Source organism: Streptomyces sp. NPDC050535 (genome assembly GCF_044457665.1).
Lineage (GTDB): Bacteria > Actinomycetota > Actinomycetes > Streptomycetales > Streptomycetaceae > Streptomyces.
Genome location: NZ_JBITHE010000007.1, coordinates 324,031 through 350,940, shown reverse-complemented (window position 1 = coordinate 350,940; position 26,910 = coordinate 324,031). Strand labels below are relative to the sequence as shown.

General features: G+C 71.9%; 26 protein-coding genes and 1 pseudogene. 19 read left to right on the top strand and 8 right to left on the bottom strand.

What is annotated here, in order from left to right; translation table 11 throughout:
• The first annotated feature begins 57 nt into the window (after nucleotides 1–57).
• The 7 genes from mshB (at nucleotide 58) to ACIBLC_RS19055 (ending at nucleotide 7,644) form a co-directional block, all read left to right on the top strand.
• Nucleotides 58–963, top strand: a complete 906-nt coding sequence (gene mshB / locus ACIBLC_RS19085; protein ID WP_399212142.1) for an N-acetyl-1-D-myo-inositol-2-amino-2-deoxy-alpha-D-glucopyranoside deacetylase — start codon at nucleotides 58–60, stop codon at nucleotides 961–963.
• Nucleotides 963–1,382 carry a DUF6113 family protein gene (locus tag ACIBLC_RS19080; protein ID WP_399212141.1) on the top strand — a complete coding sequence of 140 codons (420 nt, stop codon included), beginning with the start codon at nucleotides 963–965 and terminating at the stop codon, nucleotides 1,380–1,382. Before mshB ends, ACIBLC_RS19080 begins: the two co-directional genes overlap by 1 nt.
• A gap of 160 nt (nucleotides 1,383–1,542) precedes the next feature.
• Complete coding sequence (locus ACIBLC_RS19075; protein WP_399212140.1) at nucleotides 1,543–3,918, top strand: hypothetical protein; 2,376 nt, start codon at nucleotides 1,543–1,545, stop codon at nucleotides 3,916–3,918.
• A 264-nt stretch (nucleotides 3,919–4,182) separates the two neighbouring features.
• Nucleotides 4,183–5,115 (top strand): ABC transporter ATP-binding protein, encoded by a 933-nt coding sequence (locus ACIBLC_RS19070; RefSeq protein WP_399212139.1) that lies wholly within the window; start codon nucleotides 4,183–4,185, stop codon nucleotides 5,113–5,115.
• Nucleotides 5,112–5,852 (top strand): ABC transporter permease, encoded by a 741-nt coding sequence (locus ACIBLC_RS19065; protein WP_399212138.1) that lies wholly within the window; start codon nucleotides 5,112–5,114, stop codon nucleotides 5,850–5,852. Before ACIBLC_RS19070 ends, ACIBLC_RS19065 begins: the two co-directional genes overlap by 4 nt.
• A complete protein-coding gene (locus ACIBLC_RS19060; protein ID WP_399212137.1) occupies nucleotides 5,849–7,033 on the top strand; it encodes a sensor histidine kinase in 1,185 nt (394 codons plus the stop codon). Before ACIBLC_RS19065 ends, ACIBLC_RS19060 begins: the two co-directional genes overlap by 4 nt.
• Nucleotides 7,030–7,644: a DNA-binding response regulator gene (locus ACIBLC_RS19055; protein ID WP_399212136.1), complete on the top strand. Its 615-nt coding sequence runs from the start codon at nucleotides 7,030–7,032 to the stop codon at nucleotides 7,642–7,644. The genes ACIBLC_RS19060 and ACIBLC_RS19055 overlap by 4 nt, the downstream gene beginning before the upstream one ends.
• Before the next feature lie 107 nt (nucleotides 7,645–7,751).
• On the opposite strand, the gene ACIBLC_RS19050 is transcribed toward ACIBLC_RS19055, so the two are convergent.
• Both ACIBLC_RS19050 and ACIBLC_RS19045 read right to left on the bottom strand, forming a co-directional pair.
• On the bottom strand, nucleotides 7,752–8,603 hold the full coding sequence (locus ACIBLC_RS19050) for a transglutaminase-like domain-containing protein (RefSeq protein WP_399212135.1): 852 nt from the start codon (nucleotides 8,601–8,603) through the stop codon (nucleotides 7,752–7,754).
• 323 nt (nucleotides 8,604–8,926) lie between these two features.
• Nucleotides 8,927–9,949 (bottom strand): annotated as a pseudogene (locus tag ACIBLC_RS19045) (GNAT family N-acetyltransferase); the annotation flags it as partial.
• A 140-nt stretch (nucleotides 9,950–10,089) separates the two neighbouring features.
• Between ACIBLC_RS19045 and fdxA the strand changes: the two are divergent.
• Both fdxA and ACIBLC_RS19035 read left to right on the top strand, forming a co-directional pair.
• The gene (gene fdxA, locus ACIBLC_RS19040; protein WP_006346810.1) at nucleotides 10,090–10,410 is read left to right on the top strand and encodes a ferredoxin; all 321 of its coding nucleotides are present in this window, start codon (nucleotides 10,090–10,092) and stop codon (nucleotides 10,408–10,410) included.
• Between the two features lie 163 nt (nucleotides 10,411–10,573).
• Entirely contained in the window at nucleotides 10,574–11,671 is a 1,098-nt protein-coding gene (locus ACIBLC_RS19035; RefSeq protein ID WP_399212134.1) for a bifunctional succinyldiaminopimelate transaminase/glutamate-prephenate aminotransferase, read from the top strand.
• An 81-nt stretch (nucleotides 11,672–11,752) separates the two neighbouring features.
• On the opposite strand, the gene ACIBLC_RS19030 is transcribed toward ACIBLC_RS19035, so the two are convergent.
• Together ACIBLC_RS19030 and ACIBLC_RS19025 are read right to left on the bottom strand one after the other, a co-directional pair.
• Nucleotides 11,753–12,223 carry an ATP-binding protein gene (locus ACIBLC_RS19030; RefSeq protein ID WP_399212133.1) on the bottom strand — a complete coding sequence of 157 codons (471 nt, stop codon included), beginning with the start codon at nucleotides 12,221–12,223 and terminating at the stop codon, nucleotides 11,753–11,755.
• 397 nt (nucleotides 12,224–12,620) lie between these two features.
• Complete coding sequence (locus ACIBLC_RS19025; protein WP_399212132.1) at nucleotides 12,621–13,637, bottom strand: heavy metal transporter; 1,017 nt, start codon at nucleotides 13,635–13,637, stop codon at nucleotides 12,621–12,623.
• 93 nt (nucleotides 13,638–13,730) lie between these two features.
• Here ACIBLC_RS19025 and dapE point away from each other — a divergent pair, with 93 nt between their 5' ends.
• Nucleotides 13,731–14,810 carry a succinyl-diaminopimelate desuccinylase gene (gene dapE, locus ACIBLC_RS19020; protein ID WP_399212131.1) on the top strand — a complete coding sequence of 360 codons (1,080 nt, stop codon included), beginning with the start codon at nucleotides 13,731–13,733 and terminating at the stop codon, nucleotides 14,808–14,810.
• Between the two features lie 119 nt (nucleotides 14,811–14,929).
• On the top strand, nucleotides 14,930–15,688 hold the full coding sequence (locus ACIBLC_RS19015) for a TIGR00730 family Rossman fold protein (RefSeq protein ID WP_399212130.1): 759 nt from the start codon (nucleotides 14,930–14,932) through the stop codon (nucleotides 15,686–15,688).
• A 130-nt stretch (nucleotides 15,689–15,818) separates the two neighbouring features.
• Here the strand turns inward: ACIBLC_RS19015 and folP are convergent, their stop codons facing one another.
• A complete protein-coding gene (gene folP, locus ACIBLC_RS19010; protein WP_399212128.1) occupies nucleotides 15,819–16,679 on the bottom strand; it encodes a dihydropteroate synthase in 861 nt (286 codons plus the stop codon).
• Between the two features lie 184 nt (nucleotides 16,680–16,863).
• Between folP and ACIBLC_RS19005 the strand changes: the two genes are divergently transcribed.
• A complete protein-coding gene (locus tag ACIBLC_RS19005; RefSeq protein WP_399212127.1) occupies nucleotides 16,864–17,220 on the top strand; it encodes a DivIVA domain-containing protein in 357 nt (118 codons plus the stop codon).
• Complete coding sequence (locus tag ACIBLC_RS19000) at nucleotides 17,217–17,795, top strand: DNA-3-methyladenine glycosylase I (protein ID WP_399212126.1); 579 nt, start codon at nucleotides 17,217–17,219, stop codon at nucleotides 17,793–17,795. The genes ACIBLC_RS19005 and ACIBLC_RS19000 overlap by 4 nt, the downstream gene beginning before the upstream one ends.
• Before the next feature lie 58 nt (nucleotides 17,796–17,853).
• On the opposite strand, the gene ACIBLC_RS18995 is transcribed toward ACIBLC_RS19000, so the two are convergent.
• On the bottom strand, nucleotides 17,854–18,660 hold the full coding sequence (locus tag ACIBLC_RS18995; RefSeq protein WP_399212125.1) for an enoyl-CoA hydratase/isomerase family protein: 807 nt from the start codon (nucleotides 18,658–18,660) through the stop codon (nucleotides 17,854–17,856).
• Nucleotides 18,661–19,030: 370 nt separating this feature from the next.
• Between ACIBLC_RS18995 and ACIBLC_RS18990 the strand changes: the two genes are divergently transcribed.
• The gene (locus ACIBLC_RS18990; protein WP_003966491.1) at nucleotides 19,031–19,198 is read left to right on the top strand and encodes a DUF3117 domain-containing protein; all 168 of its coding nucleotides are present in this window, start codon (nucleotides 19,031–19,033) and stop codon (nucleotides 19,196–19,198) included.
• Nucleotides 19,199–19,318: 120 nt separating this feature from the next.
• Here ACIBLC_RS18990 and ACIBLC_RS18985 read toward each other — a convergent pair whose 3' ends face one another.
• Complete coding sequence (locus ACIBLC_RS18985; protein WP_399212205.1) at nucleotides 19,319–20,020, bottom strand: O-methyltransferase; 702 nt, start codon at nucleotides 20,018–20,020, stop codon at nucleotides 19,319–19,321.
• A gap of 215 nt (nucleotides 20,021–20,235) precedes the next feature.
• Here ACIBLC_RS18985 and sigE point away from each other — a divergent pair, with 215 nt between their 5' ends.
• The 5 genes from sigE (at nucleotide 20,236) to ACIBLC_RS18960 (ending at nucleotide 25,590) form a co-directional block, all read left to right on the top strand.
• A complete protein-coding gene (gene sigE / locus ACIBLC_RS18980) occupies nucleotides 20,236–20,937 on the top strand; it encodes an RNA polymerase sigma factor SigE (RefSeq protein WP_399212204.1) in 702 nt (233 codons plus the stop codon).
• Entirely contained in the window at nucleotides 20,934–21,902 is a 969-nt protein-coding gene (locus ACIBLC_RS18975; protein WP_399212124.1) for a zf-HC2 domain-containing protein, read from the top strand. Before sigE ends, ACIBLC_RS18975 begins: the two co-directional genes overlap by 4 nt.
• A gap of 138 nt (nucleotides 21,903–22,040) precedes the next feature.
• Nucleotides 22,041–24,047: a trypsin-like peptidase domain-containing protein gene (locus ACIBLC_RS18970; RefSeq protein ID WP_399212123.1), complete on the top strand. Its 2,007-nt coding sequence runs from the start codon at nucleotides 22,041–22,043 to the stop codon at nucleotides 24,045–24,047.
• 185 nt (nucleotides 24,048–24,232) lie between these two features.
• A complete protein-coding gene (locus tag ACIBLC_RS18965) occupies nucleotides 24,233–24,670 on the top strand; it encodes a sec-independent translocase (protein ID WP_399212121.1) in 438 nt (145 codons plus the stop codon).
• Nucleotides 24,671–24,933: 263 nt separating this feature from the next.
• Nucleotides 24,934–25,590, top strand: coding sequence for a hypothetical protein (locus tag ACIBLC_RS18960; RefSeq protein ID WP_399212120.1), 657 nt, complete (start codon nucleotides 24,934–24,936; stop codon nucleotides 25,588–25,590).
• A gap of 181 nt (nucleotides 25,591–25,771) precedes the next feature.
• On the opposite strand, the gene ACIBLC_RS18955 is transcribed toward ACIBLC_RS18960, so the two are convergent.
• Nucleotides 25,772–26,905: an Mrp/NBP35 family ATP-binding protein gene (locus ACIBLC_RS18955; protein ID WP_399212203.1), complete on the bottom strand. Its 1,134-nt coding sequence runs from the start codon at nucleotides 26,903–26,905 to the stop codon at nucleotides 25,772–25,774.
• Nucleotides 26,906–26,910 lie beyond the last annotated feature (5 nt).

The following is a 26,910-nucleotide window of genomic DNA, read 5'->3' as shown; positions in this document are numbered from 1 at the left end:
CGGCTCGGGCCCGCGCCCGCCTCAGCGGCGGGCCGGGCGCCTCGTAGGGTGGGTTCCATGACGGAACTGCCCGACCGGCGTCTGCTCCTGGTGCACGCGCACCCGGACGACGAGTCGATCAACAATGGCGCGACCATGGCCAGGTACGCGGCCGAGGGCGCCCACGTGACGCTGGTGACCTGCACCCTCGGCGAGGAGGGCGAGGTCATCCCGCCCGGGCTCGCCCATCTCGCGCCCGACCGCGAGGGCGGGCTCGGCGCGTACCGCGTCGGCGAGCTGACCGCCGCCATGGAGGAACTGGGCGTCACCGACCACCGCTTCCTCGGCGGCCCCGGGCGCTACCGCGACTCCGGGATGATGGGCACCGAGCAGAACCGGCGCCCGGAGGCCTTCTGGTCCGCCGATGTCGACGAAGCCGCCGGACACCTCGTCGAGGTGATCCGCGAGACGCGCCCCCAGGTGCTCGTCACCTACGACCCCGACGGCGGCTACGGACACCCGGACCACATCCAGGCCCACCGTGTGGCCATGCGCGCCGCCGAACTGGCCGCGCGGGCCGACGTCCGCCCGGACCTCGGGGAGCCCTGGCGGATCGCCAAGATCTACTGGAACCGGGTCCCGCGCTCCGTCGCCGAGGAGGCCTTCGGGCGTCTTCGTGAGGCGCTCCCGCGGCTGCCGTACGCGAAGTCGGCCGTCATCGACGACGTACCGGGTGTGGTCGACGACTCGGCGGTCACCACCGAGATCGACGGCACGGCGTACGCCGCCGCCAAGGCCGCCGCGATGCGCGCGCACGCCACCCAGATCGAGGTGGCCGAGCCCTGGTTCGTGCTGTCCAACGAACTCGCTCAGCCGCTGTTCACCACGGAGTACTACGAGTTGGCGCGCGGCGAGCGGCCGACGGCGCGTGAGACGGACCTGTTCGCGGGGACCGACAGGCAAGAACGAGAGGCGGGCGTGTGATGAGTACGACGGGACAGCGGGGGAGTGCGATCGCCCAGCCGGTGTCCGCGCCCTCGGCCGTACGGATCGCGGTCTATCTGGGACTGTTCGTGCTCGGCGCCGTCGTCGGGGCCGCGGGGGCGCTCGTGCAACCCGGCTGGTTCCCGGGCGGGTTGCTGCTCGCGCTGGCCGGCGCGGGCGGGCTCTTCCTGGGTGGGGCGCGCGGCGTCGGCACCAGAGGCGGGGCCGCCGCGCCCGCGGCCGGCTGGATGGTCGCCGTCGTCCTGCTCACCGTCTCCCGCCCCGAAGGCGACTTCCTCTTCGGCACCGGATTCGGCTCCTACCTCTTCCTGCTCGGCGGTATGGCCCTGGCTGTGATGTGCGCCACGCTTTGGCAGGAGCGGCAACCTGACGACCCCGCCGTCCGACTTGGCAAGTGACGTACCACTTCGGCGTATCCGGCAGGTGCGGGTCCCGTGCGAGTTTCCTTCGCGGGCGAGGTTTGCGGGCCGGACATGGCCAGTATGGTGGTGCGCGCCGCCGAGCTGCCCGAGATGAGGTCGAGGAAACGGGCGGCGGAGCCAACCGGGAGAACTTGCCTTGAGTCGTGAAACTGACAGTTCGTCCTCCGGGCCCAACGGGCGCGGTGGAGCCGCGTACCCGTCGGGGACGCCGCCGTACGGGACCCCCCAGGTCTCCGACAGCGGCGCCGACGCGGGCCGTTCGGCCGCCGGCGCCCCTCCTGAGGAGCGCAAGACAGAGACCACGCTGACGACCCGGATCCGGATCAACATCCCCGGATCGCGGCCCATCCCGCCCGTCGTGGTGCGTACCACGGTCGCGGACGCGGATGTGTCCCCTCAAGGTGCCGACAGACCGGGTGGCGGGGCGGGCGGCGGCGTGGAGCCCCCGCGTGCGCCGACTTTGCCCAACGGCGCGTCCGCGGTGATGGACGCTCCGGCGGGCGCCGCTCCGGCCCCGGCCGCCCCCGAGGACAAGACGAGCGACTGGTTCGCGCCGCGCAAGTCCGGTGCGCCCAAGGGCGGGCCGGGGGGTGGGTCCACCAACGCCGCGGCCCTGCCTGTCGGTTCGGCTCCCGGCGGCGCTCCTGGTCCCGCGGGTGCACAGGGTCCGGCCGCCGGTGGCGGCCGTCACAGTGCTCCCCAGCCGGGCGGCCCGCGTCCCGGTGGTGCGAACGGCGCCGGTCCGATGGGTGCCGGTCCGCCGGGCGCCCCCGGAGGCGCCCGGCACGGCGGTACGAACGGTGCGGGCGGCGCCACCGGCGCGGGACCCGTGGCACCCGGCCATGGCGGCGGCACCGGTTCCTTCGATGTCTCCGGAGCCCTCGGCAACACCGGCTCCATCCCGCCCGTCGCACCCGGCCCCGTCGAACCCCGGCGCAATGAGCTGCCGTACTTCGCGGACTACCCGGACGGCGGGCAGCGCGGTCCCGGCTCCGGGCCCGGTCCCTCGGGGCCGACCGGTGGTCCGGTCACCGGCGCCGGTCCGCTGGTCCCGTCGATGGGTCCTGGCGCGGCTCCCGGCAGTCTGGCCGCGGGTCCCGGCGGGCCTGGGATGGGCCAGGGCGGCCCGGGAACGGGTCCCGGTGGGCATGGCGGGGCTCCTGGCGGGCATGGCGCGGCTCCTGGCGGGCCCGGCATGGGCCAGGGATACCCCGGTGGCGGCCAGGGAGGCCCCGGAGGCCAGGCAGGTCCGGGCGGCGGCCCGGGGGCCTCGGGATACCCCGGCAACGGGGGCGGCAACTTCGCGGGCGGTCTCAGCGACGACACCGCGATCCTCACGCCGCAGCAGCCGGCCCCCGATCCAGGCGCCGGCGGCTACGGCGGTGGCGGCGCCGGGGAGAACGTCTCGGGGCACACCCTGACCAGCGGCATCCCCGTCGTACCGGCCACCCAGAACTCCCCCTTCGGGCCGGGAGCGCACCCCGACGGACCGTTGCCGCACACCCCGCCGAAGCTTCCCGAGCCTGTCCAGGAACCGGCGCCCGCGGCCAAGCGGACCAAGAAGAAGGGCCGCAGCAAGCTGGTGCTGCTCGGCGTCGGCGTGTTCGTCATCGGCGGCGGTGCCTACGGCGCCGGGCTGCTGGTGAACCACTCGGACGTGCCCAAGGGCAGCACCGTGCTCGGCGTCGACATCGGCGGCGGCACCCGGGACGAGGCCGTCCAGAAGCTCGACGCCGCCTTCGGCGACCGTACGGGCAAGGCGCTCCAGCTGTCGGTCGACGGCGACACCGTCTCGCTCAAGCCGGACCAGGCCGGGCTCCAGCTCGACGCCCAGGCCACGGTCCGCGCCGCCGCGGGCAGTGACTACAACCCCGTCTCGGTGATCGGCTCGCTGTTCGGCCAGGAGCGGGTGGTCGAGCCCGCGATGCCCGTCGACGAGGAGAAGCTCAAGGCGGCCCTCCAGGGCGCCGCGGGCGGCTCGGGGTCGGCGAGCGACGGCACGATCACGTTCGAGTCCGGCAAGGCCGTCGCGGTGTACGGCAAGGCGGGCAAGGGCGTCGACGCCGCGGCCTCCGCCCAGGCCGTCGAGGACGCGTACCGCACCCAGGTCGAGACCGGTACCACCACACCGGTGAAGGTCGCCACCTCCACGCAGCAGCCGACGGTCAGTGACGCCGAGGTCGACCGGATGATGAAGGCGTTCGCGGAACCGGCGATGTCGGATCTGGTGACCGTCCAGACGGACGCCGCGCACACGGTGTCGTTCAGCCCGCAGAACTCCCTCTGGAAGTTCATCGGGGTGAAGGCCGTCGACGGCAAGCTCACCGACACCTACGACCTCGACGCGCTCAAGGAGCTCTACGGCGGCGCCTTCGACGGCGTGACCATCGCGCGGGCCAACGGCTCCAAGACCGCCGTGACGCCGCAGGACGTGGTCGGTGCGCTGCGACCCGCGCTCCTCGGCAAGACGGCGGCCGAACGCGTCGGTGTGATCGAGACGGATCCCAGCTAGCGCGACCGCCGGCGGGAGGGCGCCCGGCCGTGACTGCCACGGCCGGGCGCCCTCTTGTCGTCAGCCGCCGGGGCCGAGCGCGTGCGTCTCGCGGGGCCGCGCGTCAACTCGTCGACCCAGGCGTCGAGTTGCCCCCACGCCTCCCGGCAACGGAGTCGGGCGCCGTAACACCGGCTGCCTGCCGGCCGGCATGACATCTGTCATGCCGGACGCGCGACTGACGACACTGCCGAGGGCACCCCCCGCGCGGCCACGATGGACCACATGACAACCACTGCGACGACCACCGGCACGGTGGTCGGGTTCCAATCGGTGACCAAGGCCTACGGCGGCGTCCGGGCCGTGGACGGGCTGACGCTGGAACTGCACCCCGGCGAGACCGTCGCCCTGCTGGGCCCCAACGGCGCCGGCAAATCGACCACGCTCGACCTGCTCCTCGGCCTCAAGCGCCCCGACAGCGGCATGGTCCAGGTGTTCGGGACGGGCCCGCGCGAGGCCATCGTCGCCGGCCGGGTCGGGGCCATGCTGCAGAGCGGCGGGCTGATGGACGAGGTCACCGTCGGAGAACTGGTCAGGCTCGCCTGCGACCTGCACCCGAAGCCGTACGCCGTGAGCGACGTGCTCGCCCGCGCGGGCATCTCCCAGTTCGCCGACCGCAAGGTCGACAAGCTCTCCGGCGGCCAGCAACAGCGCGTGCGCTTCGCCCTCGCCACCGCGGGGGACAGCGACCTGATCGTGCTCGACGAACCCACCACCGGCATGGACGTCTCCGCCCGCCAGGCCTTCTGGGCCACCATGCGCGAGCAGGCCGACCGGGGCCGTACGGTCCTCTTCGCCACGCACTACCTGGAGGAGGCCGACGCGATCGCCGACCGGGTGCTGGTCCTGCACCGGGGACGCCTGCTGGCCGACGGCACCGCCGCCGAGATCAAGGCGAAGGCGGGGGCGCGCCGGATCGCCTTCGACCTGGAGAACCCGGCAGGCGAGGTCGACGAGGCCCCGCTGCGCGCGCTGCCCTTCCTCACCGCCATCGACATCTCCGGCCACACGGTCCGCATCCAGTCCACCGACGCCGACGCGACCGTCCACGCCCTGTACGGCCTCGGCGTCTACCCCCGCAACCTCGAAGTCGCCGGGCTCGGTCTCGAGCAGGCCTTCGTCGCCATCACGGCCGCCGAGGAGGCGAAGCAGAAGTGAACAGCCTCATCAAGCTGGAGATCACCCGCGCCCTGCGCAACCGCAAGTTCCTGTTCTTCTCGGTGATCTACCCCTCCGCACTGTTCCTGCTCATCGCGGGCAGCGCCGACAGCACCACCGAGGTGGAAGGCACCGGACTCACCCTGCCGACCTTCTACATGGTCTCGATGGCCTCCTTCGGCGCCCTGACCGCCGTACTGATGGGCAACAGCGAGCGCATCGCGAAGGAACGGGAGAGCGGCTGGGTACGGCAGCTACGGCTCACCACGCTGCCGGGCCGCGGCTATGTGCTCGCGAAGACGGCGAGCGCGGCCGTCATCAGCCTGCCGTCGATCGTGGTCGTCTTCGTGGTCGCGGCGACCGTGAAGGACGTACGCCTGGACACCTGGCAGTGGGTGGTTCTCACCCTCGCCATCTGGGCGGGCAGCCTGGTCTTCGCCGCGCTCGGCGTCGCCATCGGCTACCTCGCCACCGGGGACGCGGTCCGCCCGATCACGATGATCGTCTACTTCGGCCTGTCCATGCTCGGCGGCCTGTGGCTGCCGACCACGACCTTCCCCGGCTGGCTCCAGGACATCGCGAAGTGGCTGCCCACCCACGCGTACGCTGCCCTGGGGCAGTCCATCGAGCTGGGCAACGCCCCGCACGCGAAGGACCTCGCCATCCTCGCCGTCTCCTTCGTCCTGTTCGCGGGAGGCGCGGCCTGGCTGTACCGGAAGGACACGCTGAAGGCGTGAGCGGCGTCGGCATCGGGCAGCGCCCGCAGAACCGCAGGCAGAAGATGGTCAAGTCCCTGTGGACCGGCATCTGGCTCGTCTACCTGAGCGCGCCGGTCACCGACCTGCTGCACGGCGGGCACAGCACCGGAGTGCGGATCCTCGGCTGGCTCGGACTGGTCGCCTTCGTCGGCTGGTACATGATCCTGGTCTTCCGCACCGGCCGCGGCGAGACCAACGCCCTGGTACTGGGCTCCCTCGCGGTCCTCGCCGCCCAGTCCACCGTCCTGTCCCTCACTCTGGGCCGGGAGTGGCTCGTCCTCTTCGTGTACGTCTCGATCGCGTCCGGCGGGGCACTCCCGCTGCGCTGGGCACGCTGGACCATCCCGGCCACCGCCGTCGTGCTGACGACGATCGCCCTGGCAGTCCCGGACGGCACGGCGTATCTGGCCGGACTCCTCATCCCGACGCTCCTCGGCGGGTTCGCCATGACCGGCGTACGTGAACTGGTGCGGACCACCATCGCGCTGCGCGAGGCCCGCGCCACCGTCGCGCAGCTCGCCGCGAACGAGGAGCGGCTGCGGCTGGCCCGTGACCTGCACGACCTGCTGGGGCACTCGCTGTCCCTGATCACGCTGAAGAGCGAGCTGGCCGGGCGCCTGCTGCCCGACCATCCGGACAGGGCGGCCAAGGAGGTCACCGACATCGAGAACGTCAGCCGCCAGGCACTCGTCGACGTACGCGAGGCGGTCACCGGCTACCGGCGGCCCCGGCTGGCCGGTGAACTCGCGGGCGCGAAGGCCGCGTTGGCGGCGGCGGGTGTCCTGGCGGACCTGCCGGCCGAGCCGGACCTCGCCGGGGTTCCCGAGGAGAGCGAGTCCGCGCTGGCCTGGGCGCTGCGCGAGGCGGTCACCAACGTCGTACGGCACAGCGGGGCCCGGCGCTGCGTGGTGGGCCTCGTACACCGTCAGACGCTGGACGGGCCCGTACTGGAACTGTCGGTCGAGGACAACGGCTCGGGAGGCTCGGGCGACGGGCCCGGCAACGGCCTGACCGGGCTGGCCGAGCGCCTGGCGAAGGCGGGCGGGTCGCTGGAGGCGGGCCGGGCGACCAGCGGGTTCCGGTTGGTCGCGCGGGCGCCCACGGGTGACGCGGCCGACGGGTCCCCGGGGTCGGCGGGACCCGTAGGATCCGGGGCATGAGCCGCACGATCAAGGTCCTGCTCGCCGAGGACCAGTCGATGGTCCGCGAGGCACTCGCCGCCCTGCTCGGGCTCGAGCCGGACATCGACGTCGTCGCCCAGGTGGCCCGCGGGGACGAGGTGTTGGCGGCGGCGCGCGAGCACGACGTGGACGTGGCGCTGCTGGACATCGAGATGCCGGGCAGCACGGGCATCGAGGCGGCGGCCGAGGTCCACCGGGCTCTCCCCGGCGTCAAACTGGTCGTCCTCACGACCTTCGGCCGCCCCGGCTACCTCCGCAGCGCGATGGAGGCCGGCGCCGACGCCTTCCTGGTCAAGGACGCCCCCGCCGCCCAACTCGCCGCAGCGGTACGGAAGGTACTCGCCGGCGAGCGCGTCATCGACCCCACCCTTGCCGCCGCCGCCCTGGCCGAGGGCGCCAACCCGCTGACCGACCGCGAGCGCCAGGTCCTCCGCGCGGCCTCCGACGGCTCCACCAACGCCGAACTGGCCCTCGCCCTCCACCTCTCCCAGGGCACCGTCCGCAACTACCTCTCCACGTCGATCCAGAAACTGACAGCGAGGAACAGGGCCGAGGCGGTACGGATCGCGAGGGAGAAGGGCTGGCTGTAGAACCCCGGGCAAGGAGGCGCCCTGAAGGGGCGCGGGGAACTGCGCGGCCGGCCACGACGGGACCCGCGGTCGCGCGACGGCACAACCCCGTACGGCGCACGGGCGACTCAGTTGAGCCGCGCCCGCGCGGCAAGCGCCTGACTTCGCACGCGGTCCGCCGCCGCTTCATCAACGGCGGCCACGACATCCGCATAGGCGTCGAGCTCCCCCGCCCCGCCGAGGAAATCGCCCCGCTGGACCAGCAGTTGCGCCCGGTCGTATCGCAGCCGGGCGGGATGCGAGGGCAACAGGAGCGACAACTCCACGGCCAGCAGGGAGACATCGGACCGCTCGGGCCGAGCGGCCCCCCACGCACGGATGTTGTTCAGGACGCGCAGCACGACATCGAGCGGATCGGCCGGGGAGAGCATCGCCGGGTCGAGCGGCGCCCCCGTCGCCCCCGCGACGAGCAACTCCGCGTCGGAGCCCGTGAGTACCCGGCCGCCGTCGAAGGGATCGGCGAGAACCTGCTGCTCCGGCGGCCCGAAACCGACCACGAAGTGCCCCGGCAGGGCGACTCCGTACACGGGCGCCCCGGCCCGCCGAGCGACCTCCATCCACACTACGGAGAGCAGGATCGGCAGCCCGCGCCGTCGCCGCAGCACCTCGTGCAGCAGGGAGGAACCGAGCCGCTGGTAGTCCCCGGGCGAGCCGCGGAACTCGCAGCGCCCGCCGAGGATTTCACCGAGCGCGGCCGCCCAGGACCGGGGCCCGCCGGGCCGGAACGGCAGCAGCCCCGCCAGCCGGTCCAGCTCGATCTGCGCCTTGTCCATCCCCGCCTCGTCGAGGCCGCCGTCCGCCGCGGCCCCCACCAGCAGACACAGCACCGCCAGATCGGGCCGCTCGGCCCGTGCCTCCACACGGAACCGCCGCCGCACCTCGGCGGCCCGCTCCGGCTCCGGGGGATGAGGGGGACGCATAGCAGCTTCGTGCCCGTTCACGCCGATCGATACCGGTCGCCGCCGGACATTCGTTCCGTTCGCCCACCACTCCCACCGGAGAGCGACCCCTGCGAGGAGTCCCTGCGCTGTTCGCCGCCGGGGGCTGGCCGCTGTCCGGAGTCCGTGCGCTGTTCGCCGCCGGGGGCTGGCCGCTGCCGGGAGTCCCTGCGCGGCTCGTCGCCTGGACCCGGCCCCTGCCCGGAGTCCGCGCGCCGTTCGTCGCCGGGGGTCGTTCGCTGCCCGGAGCCCTCGCTCCGCTCGTCACCGGGAACCGGCCCCTGCCCGGAGGCACCGCCCTCGGGTGTCCGCTGCCCCTGCGGCGCCCGGTAGTGGTGGTACGCGTGATGCGCGCCGAATCCCATCCCCGCGTACAGCGCCCGTGCCGCCGTGTTGTCCGCCTCCACTTGGAGCCAGGCCGCCGAGGCGCCCTCGTCCAGGGCGCGCCGGGCCAGCGCGGCCATCACCGCGCCGGCCAGGCCCTGGCGCCGGTGCGCCGGGTCGACCTCGACGGCGGCGAACCCGGCCCACCGCCCGTCCACCACACACCGCCCGATCGCGGCCGGAGCCGCCCCGGCCGCGGCCGGAGCCGCCCCGGCCGCGCCCGGCACCGTCGCGAACCACACCGAGGGCCCGCTCCCAAGCACCTTCAGGGCCACCTCGCTCAGCCCCTTGCGCTGGTAGCGGTCCAGCCAGGCCGCGTCCGCCTCCCGGGAGAGCGTGACGCCGGGAGCCTCCCGGTCGCCGACCGGCGCGAGCGCCCCGGTCCACAGCTCGGCGGTCACCTCACGGGCCCACCCGCGCGCCTCCAGCTCGGCGCAGAGCAGCTCCTGCGTGCCCTCGGCCCCGGTGGCGGTCTGCACGTACGCGGGCAGCCCACGGGCGGCGTACCAGTCCCGTACGCACGTCAGCGCCTCGTCCAGCGGCAGGCCGGGATCGCCGAGCGGCAGCACGGAGTTGGCGCGCCGGGTGAACCCGGAGGCCGCCCGCAGCTCCCACTCGCCGAGCCGCTCGCTCTCCACCGGCCGCCAGGCCCGCGCGGCGACCCGAGCCAACTCCTCGTACGAGGCGGCCGGCCCGCGCCGCCGCGCCGGAGCGGACGGTACGACCTTGCCCGCGACCAGCGCGGCTTCCGGGAGACTGACGTGCTCGCCGGTGCGGCGTGTGATCGTCAACACACCGTCGTCCCATGATGTGAGAACACCCACCGTGTCAGTGAATTTCTCCCCCGTGGCGGCATCCTCGTACCGCCGCCGAACAGAGACACGTTTGCCCACGTCAGCAGCGGTGATGCGGACCACGAGGCGGCCGGTCGCGGAGATTTCCACAGGTCTGTTCACCCCTCCTGTTCGGATCAGGACCAAGAACGGAGATACTAGGTGCGGGCATCGACGACGCCGCGCTCCCGCGCGCCAGGCGGCGGAGCCTACGGAGGCCCGCCAGCGCCCTATCGAGGAGGAACGACAGCGTGACCTACGTCATCGCGCAGCCTTGTGTCGACGTCAAGGACAAGGCGTGCATCGAGGAGTGCCCGGTCGACTGCATCTACGAGGGCTCCCGGTCCTTGTACATCCACCCGGACGAATGCGTCGACTGCGGAGCCTGCGAGCCGGTCTGCCCGGTCGAGGCGATCTTCTACGAGGACGACACTCCCGAGGAGTGGAAGGACTACTACAAGGCGAACGTCGAGTTCTTCGACGAGCTCGGCTCGCCCGGCGGCGCCAGCAAGCTCGGCCTGATCGAGCGCGACCACCCCTTCGTCGCAGGGCTTCCGCCGCAGAACCAGTAAGCGGCCCGAACACGCGCCGCCTCGGTCCCGTACGGCCTGCTTGCCCTGGTCGCTGTACGGGACCGAGGCGTTTGCCGGGGCTGTGAGCACAGCGAGTGCCATCGAGTACCAGCGGTGTGTACGGCTCCCAGACCGCCGTGCGCCTCAGAAAGAGAGCCCACCCGTGTCCGCAGTCACCGACCGGCTTCCCGCCTTCCCCTGGGACAAGCTGGAGCCCTACAAGGCGACGGCCGCCGCCCACCCGGACGGCATCGTCGACCTGTCCGTCGGCACCCCGGTCGACCCGGTGCCCGAGCTGATCCAGAAGGCTCTGGTGGCGGCCGCGGACTCGCCGGGCTATCCCACGGTGTGGGGCACGCCCGAACTGCGCGACGCGCTCACCGGCTGGGTGGAACGACGGCTCGGCGCACGGGAGATCACCCACCGCCATGTGCTCCCGATCGTCGGCTCCAAGGAACTGGTCGCCTGGCTCCCGACCCAGCTGGGCCTGGGCCCCGGAGACAAGGTCGCGTACCCCCGGCTGGCCTACCCGACGTACGAGGTCGGCGCCCGCCTCGCCCGGGCGGACCACGTCGCGTACGACGACCCGACGGACCTGGACCCGACGGATCTGAAGCTGCTCTGGCTGAACTCCCCTTCGAACCCGACGGGTCGAGTCCTCTCGGTGGCCGAACTCGCCCGGATCGTCGCCTGGGCCCGGGAGCACGGCATCCTCGTCTTCTCCGACGAGTGCTACCTCGAACTGGGCTGGGAGGCCGACCCGGTCTCGGTGCTCCACCCCGAGGTGTGCGGTGGCTCGTACGAGGGGATCGTCTCGGTCCACTCGCTCTCGAAGCGGTCGAACCTGGCGGGATACCGCGCCGCGTTCCTCGCGGGCGACCCGGCGGTGCTCGGCGACCTGCTCCAGATCCGCAAGCACGGCGGCATGATGACCTCCGCGCCGACCCAGGCAGCCGTGGTCGCCGCCCTGGCCGACGACAACCACGTCCGCGAACAGCGCGAGCGCTACACCGCCCGCCGCACGGCCCTGCGGGAGGCGCTGCGGGCGCACGGCTTCCGCATCGAACACAGTGAGGCCAGCCTCTACCTCTGGGCGACCCGCGACGAGTCCTGCTGGGCCACCGTCGCGCACCTCGCCGACCTGGGCATCCTCGTCGCCCCGGGCGACTTCTACGGCCCGGCGGGCGAGAACTTCGTACGCGTGGCACTGACGGCGACGGACGAGCGGGTGGCGGCAGCGGTGGCACGACTGGCTCGGTAGTCGGCCGCTCCTGAGGGCAAGCGAAACGGGGGTCCGGGGAAGAGCGCTTCCCCGGACCCCCGTAACCGTTCGGAGCGGGTGTCAGCCGAGCGGCAGACCCTTCAGCGGGAGCTGCTCCGTGGGCAGTCCGCCCTTGGCGGCGTCGGTCGGCAGTCCGCCCTTGGTGACCGCGTCGGTGGGAAGGCCACCACCCGCCGTCTTGGCGGTCTCACCGAGCAGACTCCCGGCCTGCCCCGCGGTGTCCCCGGCCACCTGCTGCGCGGCCGGCGTCGCCGTCTTGGCGACCTTTCCGCCGGTCTTGCCCGCGGCCGGCACCGACTTCTTGACCGCTTCGCCGCCGGACTTGCCCGCGACCCCGGTCACGTTCTGAGCCGCACCGTCGACCGTGTTGCCGACGCTCGCGCCGTCCAGGGCGGTCAGGCCGCCGAGGTTGGGGGTGGCCGGCAGTTCGGGGGCCGCGCTGGCGGAGCCGGCCGCACCGACCCCGGCTGCCGCTCCCGCTGCGACGAGCAGCGCGGCACGGGCGATCCGGCGGGTCAGGGGGAGGGACATGATGCTCCTTAGACGGAAGAGAACGGTGAAGTGTCCATCCAGGCCCGTAAGTTGAACGACCGGTTGAAGGATCGGTCTAATGACCGGTCGAACGACCGGTTGAACGAGCGGACTGTCGACTGGCTGTCGACCGAAGGTGATCGTTCCGGGCTCGGACGCTGTGACTACCGCTCGAAGCCGTCGAAAGTTGCGGTGGCCGGACGTAAAGAGTTGGCAATGCGTCGCATTATCAGCTACGGATAAAATCGGGCAAAGAACACCCGGGAGGAAAGTCTGACGAATCCTTACGGCTCTTTGCTCTCAAGGGATTCGGCGGAAACGAGAGTGACCGTGCGGAAACCCGCCCGCATCGCCGCCGCCACTCGCACCGCGTCCCCCCAACGAGTGAGGACCCGTACTACTGCCCGGTGAAGATTCGGACCTCGTCGGTGGACGCCTTCGCGTCAGAACCCGCGCTCGCGCCGGACGAACTCCACTTGCTGTCGGCGCTTTCGGCCGTCCACTCGAGCCCCGCGTACGAGACCCGCTCGATGTGCAGCGACGCGGAGTTGGCCACGGCCCAGTGCGCCAGCTCCCAGCCGCGCTCGACGGCGGTGGTCCCGCCGGTGCCCTCGGCGGCGGAGTCCGCGGACACGGGAAGAACCATCGTCCGGCTCGCGGTCGTCGGCGAGGCGGAAGCGGAAGCGGTGGGGGAGTCGGAGGCACCGGCCGTCGGTGTGGCCGAGGCGCCCGCGTCGCCCACGTCCGCTCCCGCCTCCGTGAGGACGCCACGCCCGAAGTCCCGTACGAGCGCGGCCCGCACCGAGTCCGTGCCGCCGGCCGGGGTCGTCTCGGCGGGGCCCTGGCAGGTCAGTGCGGCCGCCGAGCGGCCGGTCAGGGCCGCGGCCAGCATCGTGGCGTCCGGCTCGTGCTTCGCGTACGCATCCGGAAAGGCGCTGCGCTGCACCCGCTGGGCGGCGACGGTGAGCGGCAGTCGCTCGTAGTCGTCGACCTTGGCCAGGTGCTCGTAGAAGATGTCCGCCGCGTACGTCGGGTCCATGATCTCCGCCGTCGTCCCCCAGCCCTGCGAGGGCCGCTGCTGGAAGAGGCCGAGCGAATCCCGGTCGCCGTGCTTGATGTTGCGCAGCCCGGACTCCTGGAGCGCGGTGGCGAGCGCGATGGCCACGGCACGCTCGGGCATGCCGCGGTCGGTGCCGACCGCCGAGATCGTCGCCGCGTTCACCGCCTGCTCCGGCGTGAAATCGTATGATCTGTCGTCGCTCTTGCCCGAGACGACCGTGCACCGGGGGATGCCCGGCCCTCCGGTGAGGTACTGCACCGTGAGGTAGCCCGCGAGCGCGAGCAGGACCACGACGGCCCCTCCGAAGCGGAGGAAGCGGCCGCGCCTGGCAGGAGTGGGGGACGGCTCTGACACGTCGTACAAGGTACTGGAGGTTACTGTCACGTACGTGTGGGCTGTGGATAACGGAGTCGAGCGGGCGGAGCCGTGAACGTTAGGGTCGACCGCATGGCCGACACCTCCCTTGACCTCACGCTGGACGCCGCCGAGCTGACCGCGCGGCTCGTCGACTTCCCTTCGGAGAGCGGCAGCGAGAAGCCGCTCGCGGACGCCGTCGAGACCGCGCTGCGCGCCCTGCCGCACCTCACGGTCGACCGGTACGGCAACAACGTCGTCGCGCGGACGAACCTGGGCCGCGCCGAGCGCGTCGTCCTCGCCGGCCACATCGACACGGTCCCCATCGCCGACAACGTGCCCTCCCGCCTCGACGAGGACGGCGTGCTGTGGGGCTGCGGCACCTGCGACATGAAGTCGGGAGTGGCGGTCCAGCTCCGCATCGCTGCCACCGTGCCCGCCCCCAACCGCGACCTCACCTTCGTCTTCTACGACAACGAAGAGGTCGCCGCCCACCTGAACGGCCTGAAGCACGTGTCCGAGGCCCACCCCGACTGGCTGGCCGGCGACTTCGCGATCCTCCTCGAACCGACGGACGGTCAGGTCGAGGGCGGCTGCCAGGGCACACTGAGGGTGTTCCTGAAGTTCACCGGGGAGCGGGCGCACTCGGCGCGCGCGTGGATGGGCTCCAACGCGATCCACGCCGCGGCCCCGGCCCTGGCCAGGCTCGCCGCGTACGAGCCGCGCACGCCGGTCGTGGACGGCCTCCGGTTCCACGAGGGCCTCAACGCCGTCCGTATCGAAGGCGGCGTGGCCACCAACGTCATCCCCGACGCCTGCACCCTGGTCGTCAACTTCCGCTACGCGCCCGACCGCAGTGAGGCCGAGGCGGAGGCCTTCGTGCGCGACTACTTCGCGGACTGCGGCGTGGACGAGTTCGTCGTCGACGACCACACCGGCGGAGCCCGTCCCGGCCTGACCCACCCCGCCGCGGCGGCCTTCATGGCGGCCGTCGGCGGCGAGGCCCGCCCCAAGTTCGGCTGGACCGACGTCGCCCGCTTCAGCGCGCTCGGAGTGCCCGCGGTGAACTACGGCCCCGGCGCCCAGCTCCTGGCCCACAAGGTCGACGAGCGGGTCAGGGCCTCCGCGATCCCGGAGGCCGAGGAGCGGCTGCGGGCCTGGCTGACGTCCTGAGAGGGGCCCGAACCACGGCTGCGCCGTGCTGGTGCCCGGCGGACATGCCGGCTTCCCCCCTCCGTAACCGGCGGAGATCTACGCTGGGGTGGAACGACCCGCAAGCGGAGGGAGCACACATGGCTACTGGCAACCCCGAGGGCAAGAAGCGGCCACCGGAGGAGCAGCGGCTGGGACCGGTGCTGCGCAGGCGCGGTCAGGTGCAGGCGAGCACCACCGACCAGCGCCTCCTGGACGCGGGAGGGCCCTCCGACTGGGTGCACACCGACCCCTGGCGGGTGCTCCGCATCCAGTCCGAGTTCATCGAGGGCTTCGGCACGCTGGCCGAACTCCCGCCCGCGATCAGCGTGTTCGGGTCCGCCCGGACGAAGGCGGACTCGCCCGAGTACGAGGCGGGCGTGGCGCTCGGCCGCGGTCTCGTCGAGGCCGGGTTCGCCGTGATCACCGGCGGTGGCCCCGGCGCCATGGAAGCCGCCAACAAGGGCGCCTGCGAGGCCAAGGGCATCTCCGTCGGCCTCGGTATCGAGCTGCCCTTCGAGCAGGGCCTCAACCAGTACGTCGACATCGGCCTCAACTTCCGGTACTTCTTCGTCCGCAAGATGATGTTCGTCAAGTACGCGCAGGGCTTCGTGGTCCTCCCCGGCGGGCTCGGCACGCTGGACGAGCTCTTCGAGGCGCTGACCCTGGTGCAGACCCAGAAGGTCACCCGCTTCCCCATCGTGCTCTTCGGCACGGAGTACTGGGGCGGCCTGGTCGACTGGCTCAAGAACACCCTCATCGCCCAGGGCAAGGCCTCGGAGAAGGACCTGCTGCTCTTCCACCTGACGGACGACGTGGACGAGGCGGTGTCCTTGGTGTCCAAGGAGGCCGGGCGGTAGCACGCAGAACGCCGGAGGGGCTGCTTCTCAGCCCGTCCGGCGTTTGAGGACGAGCGCGAAGCGCGAAAGGGGGGTCTGGGGGCGCAGCCCCCGGATACGGGACGGGAAGGGGCGGAGGGGGCGAAAAAACCTACGCCAGCCCCCTCCGGGCCACGGCGGGCGGGCGGTGCCCGGCGATGGCGGCCACCATGTCCAGCACCTGCCGGGTCTCCGCGACCTCGTGGACGCGGTACACCTGCGCCCCCAGCCACGCCGACACGGCAGTCGTCGCCAGCGTCCCCACCACCCGCTCCTTCACCGGCTTGTCCAGCGTCTCGCCCACGAAGTCCTTGTTGGAGAGCGAGACCAGCACGGGCCACCCGGTCGACACCATCTCGCCCAGCCGCCGCGTCGCCTCCAGACTGTGCCGCGTGTTCTTCCCGAAGTCGTGCCCGGGGTCGATCATCACGGACTCCCGGGGCACGCCCAGCGACACCGCCCGCTCGGCCAGCCCGAGGGTCACCCCGAGGATGTCGGCCATGACATCGTCGTACGTGATCCGATGCGGACGCGTACGCGGCTCGGAGCCCCCGGCGTGGGTGCACACAAGGCCCGCCCCGAACCGCGCGGCCACCTCGGCCAGCCGCGGATCGACGCCGCCCCACGCGTCGTTGAGCAGATCCGCCCCCACCTCGCAGACCGCCTCGCCGACCTCGTGCCGCCACGTGTCGACGCTGATGATGACGTCGGGGAAACGCCGGCGGACCTCGGCGACGAAACCGACCGTGCGGCGAGCCTCCTCGTCGGCGGTCACCTCGTCCCCCGGTCCCGCCTTGACCCCGCCGATGTCGATGATGGCGGCACCCTCGGACACCGCCTGTTCCACCCGGGCGAGCGCGGGCTCGTCGCGGAACGTGGATCCCTGGTCGTAGAAGGAGTCGGGGGTCCGGTTCACGATGGCCATGATCACCGGCTCGTGCGGGTCGAATTCGTGCTTGCCCAGCCTGAGCATCCCCTGTGACCTCTCCCAGTAAGTCCCGCTGATAAGCCGCCTGCGACCTTAACTGTCAGACTCGCATGGCACGATCGGACCCGACACTGTCAGCATCAGCACCAACCGCTTCAGCGCAGGCCGCCGGAGCGCCATCCACGCCGACGCGCCCTTGCGTCGGCACCAGAGCGTGGGGACCTCAGCGATGTTCATGTTCTTGTTCCTGGTCGCCGCGCTCGTCGTGGTGGTCGCCGCGGTGACCGTGGCCGTGGTGGGCGGCGGCGAGAGCGCGCCCCTCCCCGAGGCCGCGCCGGACCGGCTGGCGGATCCGCTTCCCCTGGACCGCCCGGTGAACAGGGGAGACGTCGAGACGCTGCGCTTCCCCCTGGCCGTCCGCGGCTACCGCATGGCGGACGTCGACGACGCCCTCGGCCGCCTCGGCGCCGAGATCGGTGAGCGGGACGCCCGGATCGCCGACCTGGAGGCGGCGCTCCACGGCGCCAGGTCGGCCTCGGTCGCCTCCACCTCGCTGCGCAAGCCCGTTGAAGAGGATCACCAGTGACCGACGCCCTCGCCGGCGCGGACGGCGCACTGCGCTGCCCCTGGGCGCTGTCGACCGAGGACTACGTCGCGTACCACGACGAGGAGTGGGGCCGCCCGGTCCACGGCGACGACGCGCTGTACGAGCGGCTGTGCCTGGAGGCGTTCCAGTCGGGGCTGTCCTGGATCACGATCCTGCGGCGCCGCGAGGGGTTCCGTACCGCCTTCGCCGGCTTCGAGATCGCCAAGGTGGCGACCTTCACCGACGCGGACAAGGAGCGGCTGCTCCTCGATCCCGGCATCATCCGCAACCGCGCCAAGATCGAGGCGACGGTCGCCAACGCGCGCGTGCTGACCGGCTGGGCACCGGGCGAGCTGGACGAGCTGATCTGGTCCTTCGCCCCCGACCCGGCCGCCCGCCCGGCCCCGAAGGGGCTGGCCGACGTCCAGGCCGTCACCGACGAGTCGACCGCCCTCTCCAAGACCCTCAAGAAGCGCGGCATCCGCTTCGTCGGGCCGACGACGGCGTACGCCCTCATGCAGGCCTGCGGCCTGGTCGACGACCACCTGGCGGACTGCGTGGCCCGGGGCCGCTGACCCCCCCTGCCCTCTCGTCCCGCGGGGGCCGGCGCCCCAGGCCTCCAGGCCCGCGGAGCTAGCGCCCCAGGTACTTCGGCTTCTCCTTGTTCACGAACGCCTGCACCGCGATCAGGTGGTCCTCCGACGCGCCCGCCCGGGACTGGAGTTCGTCCTCTTTCTCCAGAGTCTCGTCGAGCGAGTGGGAGAGCCCGAACGCCAGGGACTCCTTCAGCGCCGCGTACGCCAGCGTCGGCCCCTCGGCCAGCGTGCGGGCCACCTTCTCGGCCTCGGCGCGCAGTTCTCCCGACGGCACCAGCCGGTTCGCGATCCCCAGCTCGAAGGCTTCCTGAGCGGTGATGCTGCGCGGGAAGAGCAGGAGGTCGGCGGCGCGGCCGGGGCCGATGACCCGGGGCAGCGTCCAGGAGATGCCGGAGTCGGCGGTCAGGGCGACTCCGGCGAAGGAGGTGTTGAAGGCGGCCGTATCGGCCACGACGCGGTAGTCCGCGGCGAGCGCGAAGCCGAAACCGGCCCCCGCCGCCACGCCGTTCACCGCGGCCACCACCGGCTTCGCCGCCCCGGTCAGGGCGCGCACGATCGGGTTGTAGTGCTCCCGCACGGTGCTCATGACGCCCTCGCCCGCGCCCGACTCACGCGCCGCGTGCAGGCCGCCGACGTGCTCCTTGAGGTCCTGGCCCACGCAGAACGCCCGGTCACCGGCAGCGGTCAGCAGCACGGTCCGTACGGAGTCGTCGGACGCGGCGGCCTGGGCCGCGTCCCGGAGGGCGACCTTGGCCTCCGTGTTCATCGCGTTCATCGCCTCGGGGCGGTTCAGCGTGATCGTCGCGAGTCCGTCGTTCACCTCGTAGAGCACGGTGTCGGCCATGGTGGGTCCCCTCCGATGTCGCGGCTCCGTCGCACCGGCCTACCCGCCGGTACGTACGCTTCCGAGGACAGCATGACGGAGATCACTGACAGCGGAGCCGCCCGGACATGTGACCTGCGTCAAAGAATTCGTGACCTTGGAAGGTCATGCGGCGGCGCAGTATCGCAGTCACATCGCCGAATTGAGTGGTTTTGCTCAAGCGCGTTGCGCAAGCGATGCCGACTGATGTTGGTCATCGGGTCCTGAGATGCGGGATAATGGCCTGGAAGCAATGTGTTCGATGCCGGTGACGTCTGTCCTATGAGGGGACGGGCGTGCCCTTCAGGGGGCCGTCGGCGACGATGAGCTGGTTTCAGGAAGGGGAACGAGCATGGCGGCCATGAAGCCGCGAACGGGCGATGGCCCGCTCGAGGTGACCAAGGAGGGGCGGGGCATCGTCATGCGCGTTCCGCTCGAAGGCGGCGGTCGGCTCGTCGTCGAGCTGACCCCCGACGAGGCTGACGCGCTCGGCGACGCCCTCAAGAAGGTCGTCGGCTGACGCGGGACGCGACCATACCCTTTTCAGCTGCCCTGGCATCGTACGCGGTGCCGGGGCAGCAGCATCTGGAGGGTAAGAAATCAGCGTAACCGCTGGTCAGGGGATGTTTGGGGCTGCCGGTCAGCGCTTGACCGCGCACAGCAGGCCGTCGCCCACCGGCAGCAGCGAGGGCACCAGATCCTGGCTCTCGCGCACCGCGCGCAGCAGTTCCCGCAGCCGCCCGACCTCCGCGGGCTGCGGTCCGGAGTCCACCGTGCGGCCGTCCGCGAAGACGCCCTCGAAGACGACGAGCCCGCCCGGACGCAGCAGGCGCAACGATTCAGCGAAGTAGTCCAGGCATTCCAGACGGTCGCCGTCGCAGAAGACGAGGTCGTACCCGGAGTCCGCGAGCCGGGGCAGGACGTCGAGGGCGCGGCCGGGGATGAAACGGGCGCGATTGCTCGCGAAGCCGGCGGCGCGGAAGGCCTGACGGGCGAACTGCTGACGCTCCGGCTCCTGATCCACCGTGGTCAGTACCCCGTCCGGCCGCATGCCGTTGAGCAGATGAATCCCGGAGACTCCGGTCCCGGTCCCGATCTCCGCCACCGATTTCGCGTCCACGGTGGCGGCGAGCAACCGCAGCGCGGCGCCTGTACCGGGCGACACCGAGCGCAGCCCTGCGTCCTGGGCCCGGTCCCGGGCCCAGAGCAGTGCTTCGTCCTCGGCGACAAAGGCGTCGGCGAACGCCGCCCAGCTTGGCTGCCGGTTGCCGGTGATGACCCTCTCCTGTCCCCGTAGTTGCCTGGCCGTGACTGTATCCGTTGGCGCCGGGAACCCGCAGATGGGACCAGGCGTTTAGAGGGGTGGGGAAAACGCACTGGGGGAAGCGCATGGATCAGGACACCGGGGAAGTGCTCACGCAGCGAAATCAGCGTGTATCAATTTCTCGTAAAACCGCTTATCCGGAGCTAACGGGCGAGGTGGCTATGGTAGGGGCTCCGCTGGACACCACCAGAGCCGACAGGGGAGGTGCGGCTGAGCCTGTGGATCGGGGAGGAGTGCTGCGGCGCTTTCTCAGGTCGGCGGGTGAGCCGAAATCCGTGACCAACACCGCTGACCGTTTCCACAGCGCCGACTCCGCGCAGACTGCGACGTTCACCAGCGACGCGGAGTCGCAAGCGTGGACTCCGCCCACCTGGGAGGAGATCGTCAGCACGCACAGCGCCCGGGTCTACCGGCTCGCCTACCGCCTGACGGGCAACCAGCACGACGCCGAGGACCTGACCCAAGAGGTCTTCGTCCGTGTCTTCCGCTCCCTGTCCACCTACACGCCCGGCACCTTCGAGGGCTGGCTGCACCGCATCACCACGAATCTTTTCCTGGACATGGTGCGCCGCAAGCAGCGAATCCGTTTCGACGCCCTCGGCGACGACGCGGCCGAGCGGCTGCCCAGCCGTGAGCCGTCACCGCAGCAGGTCTTCAACGACGCGCACTTCGACGCCGACGTCCAGCAGGCGCTGGACACCCTCGCGCCCGAGTTCCGCGCCGCGGTCGTCCTCTGTGACATCGAGGGACTGTCGTACGAGGAGATCGCCGCGACCCTGGGCGTCAAGCTCGGCACGGTCCGCAGCCGGATCCACCGTGGCCGTTCGCAGCTGCGCAAGGCCCTCGCGCACCGGTCTCCCGAGGCCCGTGCCGAGCGCCGCGGCTTCGCGGTGACCGGTGTGCCCGCGCTGGGAGGAGGGGGTGCGTCCGCGTGAGTGGAACCCTTCCTACACCTGCTGAGCAGCATCTGGGAGACCGCCTGTCCGCCCTCGTGGACGGAGAGCTCGGTCATGAGTCGCGCGAGCGCGTCCTGGCCCACCTCGCCACCTGTGCGAAGTGCAAGGCCGAGGCGGCAGCGCAGCGCCGACTGAAGAACGTGTTCGCGGAGATGGCCCCGCCGCCCCCCTCCGAGAGCTTCCTGGCCCGTCTCCAAGGGCTTCCTGGCGGAGGCGACTCCGACGCGGGCATGGGCTCGCCGCTGGGCGGGGGTGCCTTCGGTGGAAGAATTCCCGGCGGCTCCGCCGGCACCGGCATCTTCGGAGTGCGGGGTGAGTCCTTCGGCTACGTCCCCTCCGAACCGCACGCCGACGTGCTGCCCCCTTCCTCGGGACGCGGCTTCCGTATCCATGACGTCAGCCGTCACGAGGCCGAGCGGTCGGCTTCGCGCGGGCTGCGGTTCGCCTTCGTCGCGGCGGGAGCGGTGTCGCTGGCCGCGGTCGCGCTCGGCGGGGTGTCGACCGGCACCGGCTCCGACACCGCGGACGCGCGGGGCGGATCAGGGTCCGGCAGCAATGTGACTCCGGCGCGTTCGCAGGGCGTGGGGGCCTCGACGGCTCCTGACGCGCAGCGACGCCGGTCCGTCGGGCCGCTGCTCGCGCTGGGCGAGCGGACGCTGGGCGAGAGCACGGTGGCGCCCACCGAGGTGTCCGCGCCGCTGCTGCCCGGAGTCCCCGCTCCGCCTGCCCATGCGCAGGAAGTCATGCACACGCTGACGGCACCCGTGGTCGCCGGCGCCGCTGTGATGTCCCCGCTCATACGTCCGTTCACCGACGTCGATCCGGTCGCGCTGACCTCCTGGTCCACCGCCCCGGACGTCACGACCCCGGGCCTGCTCGCGGCCCCCGGTTCGCTCTCTTCCTCCTCTCCCTCCCCGTCCGTCACCTCCAGCTACCTCCGCTGACCTCGCCCTCTGCGCGGCGGCCCGTGAACCTGGTTGAATCCGGGGTGGGCCGCGTCCGCGGAGGTGTCCCGGACGCGGAGTCGGCAATCTGCGGCAACCGTCGGCGAGTTGAGCACGGGGGCCAGGTGTGGGGAGAGCATGAGCGAGGGGAAGCCCACGAAGGCGAAGTGGTGGAGCCGACCCCGGCCGCCGGTCGCTCCCGGGGATGAGGGGGGTTCGCCCGAGGGCGAACGGATATCCGACGGCGGCGACTTCGAGCTCGCGCGTCCTCTCGAGGGCGGTGACCTGCCGGCGCCGCCAGGGTCGGACGCCGTGGGCGACGCCGCCGGCGACTTCGAGTTGGACGCGCCCGCGCCGCGGGGCCAGGAGAGCGCGGTACACGGTGGGGCCGGCGCCGGTAGCGACGGGGGCTCGGCGGGGCCGGGCCCCGATGCCGGTGCCGATGGTGATTTCGAGTTGGCCGGTCCTGCTCCGGCCCACCCCGGCGGCGAGCCGGACGGCATCTCGGCCGACCGTCCGCCGGAGTTCTCCACGGGTCCTGTCTCCGATCCTGGGGCTGACCTTCCGTCGGAGTCCTCCGGCACCCCTGTCTCCGCCGCCCCCGCCTCCGATCCCGCGGCCGACCGTCCGCCGGAGTTCTCCACGCACCGTGACTCCGCGCCCTCCGTCGGCGGTCCGCCGGAGTTCCCCGACCACCGGGCCCCGGTCCCCTCCGCCGCCCACCCCTCCGAGTTCACCGCCGCCCAGGCCCTCACAGACCACCCCCAGCCCCTCCACGCCCCCGACCCCTACGGCACCCCGCCCTACGGTGAGCCGGGGCCCTGGGCGTCGGCACCGCCCGTGCAGTACCCCGCGGCCACGCCCGCGCGGGGGACCCATGTTCCGGCCGCGCACCCGGAGGCGGCGGCTCACGACACCTACGCGGCGCCCGCCGAGGGCCCCGTGTCCACCCCGTGGCAGAACTACGACCCCTGGGCCGCCCCGGGCCCCCTCCAGCAGAATGGTGCGGCCGTGGCGACCACGGCCCAGCGGCACAGGCGGACGAACAAGGCCCTGGTCCTCGGGGCCGTACTGATCGCTCTCGTGTCCGGAGGCGTCGGAGGCGCCGTAGGGGTACATCTGGAGCGGAACGCCGGGGAGAGTGACGTCGAGCTGCCGCAGGCCGGGAAAGAGGCGCCGGGGCGGGCTCCGGACAGCGTGGCCGGGATCGCCGCGCAGGCGCTGCCCAGCGTCGTCACCCTGCATGTGAGCGGCTCCGAGGAGGAAGCCACCGGCACCGGGTTCGTGCTGGACGGCCAGGGACACATCCTCACCAACAACCACGTGGTCGAACCTGCCGTCGGCAGCGGCGAGATAACGGTGACGTTCAGCGGCGGCGACACCGCCAAGGCCGAGGTCGTCGGCCGCGACAGCGGATACGACCTCGCCGTCGTCCAGGTGTCCGGCGTCCGCGGCCTGGAACCCATGCCGCTCGGCAACTCCGACAGCGTCCAGGTGGGCGACCCGGTCGTCGCCATCGGCGCGCCCTTCGACCTCGCGAACACCGTCACCTCCGGCATCATCAGCGCCAAGGAGCGGCCCATCACGGCCGGCGGGGAGAGCGGCGACGGCAGCGACGTCTCGTACGTGGACGCGTTGCAGACCGACGCGCCGATCAACCCCGGCAACTCCGGCGGCCCCCTCCTCGACTCCCGGGCCCGTGCCATCGGCATCAACAGCGCCATCCGCTCCGCGGACAGCGGCTCCGGCCTCGATGGCGGTCAGTCCGGTTCGATCGGACTCGGTTTCGCCATCCCCATCAACCAGGGCAAGCGCGTCGCGGAGGAGCTGATCAACACCGGCAGGGCGACCCACCCCGTGATCGGTGTCACGCTCGACATGGACTACACGGGCGACGGTGCCAAGGTCGGGACCCAGAGCGGCGACGGCGGTCCCGCGGTCACCGCGGGCGGCCCCGGTGCCAGGGCGGGCATCGAGCCGGGCGACATCATCACCGAGGTCGACGGCCGGCCCGTGCACTCCGGCGAGGAGCTCATCGTGAAGACCCGCGCCCACCGTCCGGGCGACACGCTGCGGCTGACCCTCCTGCGCGGCGGCTCGGAAAAGCTGATCACCCTGGTCCTCGGCTCGGCCGACAGTAATTGACAGGAACCTCACAGAAAGACGTCCGAGGCCTGCTCCGGAGGGCAAACATCACGGAAAACCCGCCGTGTACATGAACTCGGAAGCCCCGGGACAGTTCCGGACGGACGGGATGGCCGGGTACCGTGGACCCGGCCTGGACCACGGAAGAACCGCCGAGGGCCCGAGGACATCGCAAGGAGCTTCAGGTGTTCAATGACATAGGACCGCTAGAGCTGGTGGCGCTCGTCGTCCTCGCCGTGCTCGTCTTCGGTCCGGACAAGCTCCCGAAGATGATCCAGGACGTCACGCGCACCATCCGCAAGATCCGCGAGTTCTCGGAGAGCGCCAAGGCGGACATCCGCGAGGAACTCGGCCCGGAGTTCAAGGACTTCGAGTTCGAGGACCTCAACCCCAAGACGTTCATCCGCAAGCAGTTGGACAACGACGAGCTGGGGCTCAAGGAAATCCGCAACGGCTTCGACCTGAAGAAGGAGATGGCCGACGTCACGGACGCGGTGCACGGCCGTGACTCCGAAGCGGCGTCCGGCTCCGGGTCCGGCGGTTCCGTCGACATGACGAAGAAGCGCGAGAAGCTCGACCTCGCCAAGGACGAGCGCCCGCCCTTCGACGCGGACGCCACCTGAGCCGTAGACACCAAGCTGTAGGTACCAGGCCGTGGGTACCAGGCCCCAGGCACCGCCTGAGCCGCAGGCATGGTCGGAGCCCCGAACGGCTCCGCCGCAGGTGATATGAGTCTCACGCGGCCCGAAAACCCACCCACGCGCCGGGCGCTTTCCCGGCTGTTACCAGTCGTGTGGCTATGCTGCCCAGTTGTTGTGCGGACCGAGAAGGACGCCCGAGGGGGGTGGGCCCGGCGGTCCGACGAGAGCTAGGAGGCGTCCGGCAGATGGAGACGACAAGTCGGGTAGGCGCGCAGGCGCCGGCCGCGGAGGGCGGACAACAGGTCCCCTCCGCCCGGCGCACGGTCGACGGCTACCTGCTGGCGCCCTTCCCGTGGTACGGCCTCGACGAGGCCTTCACGGGGCCGCGCTGGCTGATGCAGGTCGGTACCTCGGCGGACGGTGCCGTCGAGCACGGTTCGATCGGGCACGGCGAAGAACCCACCGTGCGTGCCGAGACGACCGAGGACAAGGAACGATTCGCGGTCGTGGTGACCGTCGCGGCCAGCCCCTCACGCCGCAGCGCGGACGGTACGGGCCTGCTGGAGGCCACCTCGGTCTCCTCCGCGGCCTGGCTCGCCGGGGTGGGGCTGCTGTCCTTCACCTGGCCCGGCCAGATGGACCACACCCTCCGGGACGACTGGCTCGAACAGCAGACGGAGACGGCCTGGGTCCTGGCCGACGACCTGACGGGCGACGAGTGGTCCACCCTGTCGCTCCCCGTGGACGGTGTCCCCACGCCCTTCCACTACCGCGAGTCCGAGTTCGGCTGGGTCCTCGCGGGATCCACCCAGGAGGGCGTCCACGTGGGCGCGTACGGGCGCGGCATGAGCGCGTACGGGCTGGGCTTCTCGATGATCAAGGACATCGGCGCGTACGCCTAGGCGGCGGGCGTAGGGGGAATGGGGGCGCCGTCCTGAGTGACGGCGCCCCCATTCCCGTACGAGCTTCGCGGTGCACCGGAGCGTTCGAACCCGCGGGTTCGTCGTGGTCGCTCGCGCCCACGCGGCGGAGCCGCACAATGTCACAGCCCCGCGCCCCGACGGGGCGCTCTCCCCGGCGTTCCTAGAACTTGTTTCTCGGGGTGATGCCCAGCGACATGCCCGAGAGGCCCCTCGCCCGGCCGCCCAGCTTGCCCGCGATCGCTCGCAGGGCGGCGCCCGCCGGGGAGTCGGGGTCGGTCAGGACGACCGGCTTGCCCTCGTCGCCGCCCTCGCGGAGGCGGACGTCGATGGGGATGCTGCCCAGGACCGGGACGTTGGCGCCCGTGGTGCGGGTCAGTCCCTCGGCGACGGACTGGCCGCCGCCCGTGCCGAAGATGTCGACCATCTCGCCGCAGTGCGGACAGGGCAGGCCGGACATGTTCTCGACGACGCCGACGATCTTCTGGTGGGTCTGCACGGCGATGGAGCCCGCGCGCTCGGCGACCTCGGCGGCGGCCTGCTGGGGTGTCGTCACGACGAGGATCTCGGCGTTCGGGACGAGCTGGGCGACCGAGATCGCGATGTCACCCGTGCCCGGCGGAAGGTCCAGGAGCAGCACGTCCAGGTCGCCCCAGAAGACGTCCGCCAGGAACTGCTGGAGGGCGCGGTGCAGCATCGGGCCGCGCCACACGACGGGCGTGTTGCCCGGCGTGAACATCCCGATCGAGATCACCTTCACGCCGTGCGCCGACGGCGGCATGATCATGTTCTCGACCTGGGTCGGCTTGCCGTCGGCGCCGAGCATGCGCGGCACCGAGTGGCCGTAGATGTCCGCGTCGACGACGCCCACCTTGAGGCCGTCGGCCGCCATCGCGGCCGCCAGGTTCACCGTCACCGAGGACTTGCCGACGCCGCCCTTGCCGGAGGCGACCGCGTACACCCGCGTGAGGGACCCCGGCTGGGCGAAGGGCACCTCGCGCTCGGCCGTCCCGCCGCGCAGCGCGGACGCGAGCTCGCGTCGCTGTTCGTCGCCCATCACGTCGAGGGTCACCTCGACGCGCGTGACGCCCTCGACCGCCTCGACCGCCGCTGTCACGGTGTCCGTGATGGTCTGGCGCATCGGGCAGCCGGAGACGGTCAGATAGACGGTGACCGCGACGGCACCGTCCGCGCCGATCTCCACCGATTTGACCATCCCCAGTTCGGTGATGGGTCGCTGGATCTCGGGGTCGTTCACCGTCGCCAGTGCTTCGCGCACCGCGTCTTCCGTAGCCACCATGA

What these genes read in the sequence shown, in the direction of transcription:
- ACIBLC_RS19070 (WP_399212139.1), top strand. Translation starts at nt 4,183, where the DNA reads ATGACAACCACTGCGACGACCACCGGCACGGTGGTCGGGTTCCAATCG.
- ACIBLC_RS19080 (WP_399212141.1), top strand. Translation starts at nt 963, where the DNA reads ATGAGTACGACGGGACAGCGGGGGAGTGCGATCGCCCAGCCGGTGTCC.
- folP (WP_399212128.1), bottom strand. Translation starts at nt 16,679, where the DNA reads ATGCTCAGGCTGGGCAAGCACGAATTCGACCCGCACGAGCCGGTGATC.
- mshB (WP_399212142.1), top strand. Translation starts at nt 58, where the DNA reads ATGACGGAACTGCCCGACCGGCGTCTGCTCCTGGTGCACGCGCACCCG.
- ACIBLC_RS19015 (WP_399212130.1), top strand. Translation starts at nt 14,930, where the DNA reads ATGGCTACTGGCAACCCCGAGGGCAAGAAGCGGCCACCGGAGGAGCAG.
- dapE (WP_399212131.1), top strand. Translation starts at nt 13,731, where the DNA reads ATGGCCGACACCTCCCTTGACCTCACGCTGGACGCCGCCGAGCTGACC.
- ACIBLC_RS19005 (WP_399212127.1), top strand. Translation starts at nt 16,864, where the DNA reads ATGTTCATGTTCTTGTTCCTGGTCGCCGCGCTCGTCGTGGTGGTCGCC.
- ACIBLC_RS18995 (WP_399212125.1), bottom strand. Translation starts at nt 18,660, where the DNA reads ATGGCCGACACCGTGCTCTACGAGGTGAACGACGGACTCGCGACGATC.
- ACIBLC_RS18990 (WP_003966491.1), top strand. Translation starts at nt 19,031, where the DNA reads ATGGCGGCCATGAAGCCGCGAACGGGCGATGGCCCGCTCGAGGTGACC.
- ACIBLC_RS19055 (WP_399212136.1), top strand. Translation starts at nt 7,030, where the DNA reads ATGAGCCGCACGATCAAGGTCCTGCTCGCCGAGGACCAGTCGATGGTC.
- ACIBLC_RS19050 (WP_399212135.1), bottom strand. Translation starts at nt 8,603, where the DNA reads ATGCGTCCCCCTCATCCCCCGGAGCCGGAGCGGGCCGCCGAGGTGCGG.
- ACIBLC_RS19030 (WP_399212133.1), bottom strand. Translation starts at nt 12,223, where the DNA reads ATGTCCCTCCCCCTGACCCGCCGGATCGCCCGTGCCGCGCTGCTCGTC.
- ACIBLC_RS18960 (WP_399212120.1), top strand. Translation starts at nt 24,934, where the DNA reads ATGGAGACGACAAGTCGGGTAGGCGCGCAGGCGCCGGCCGCGGAGGGC.
- ACIBLC_RS18970 (WP_399212123.1), top strand. Translation starts at nt 22,041, where the DNA reads ATGAGCGAGGGGAAGCCCACGAAGGCGAAGTGGTGGAGCCGACCCCGG.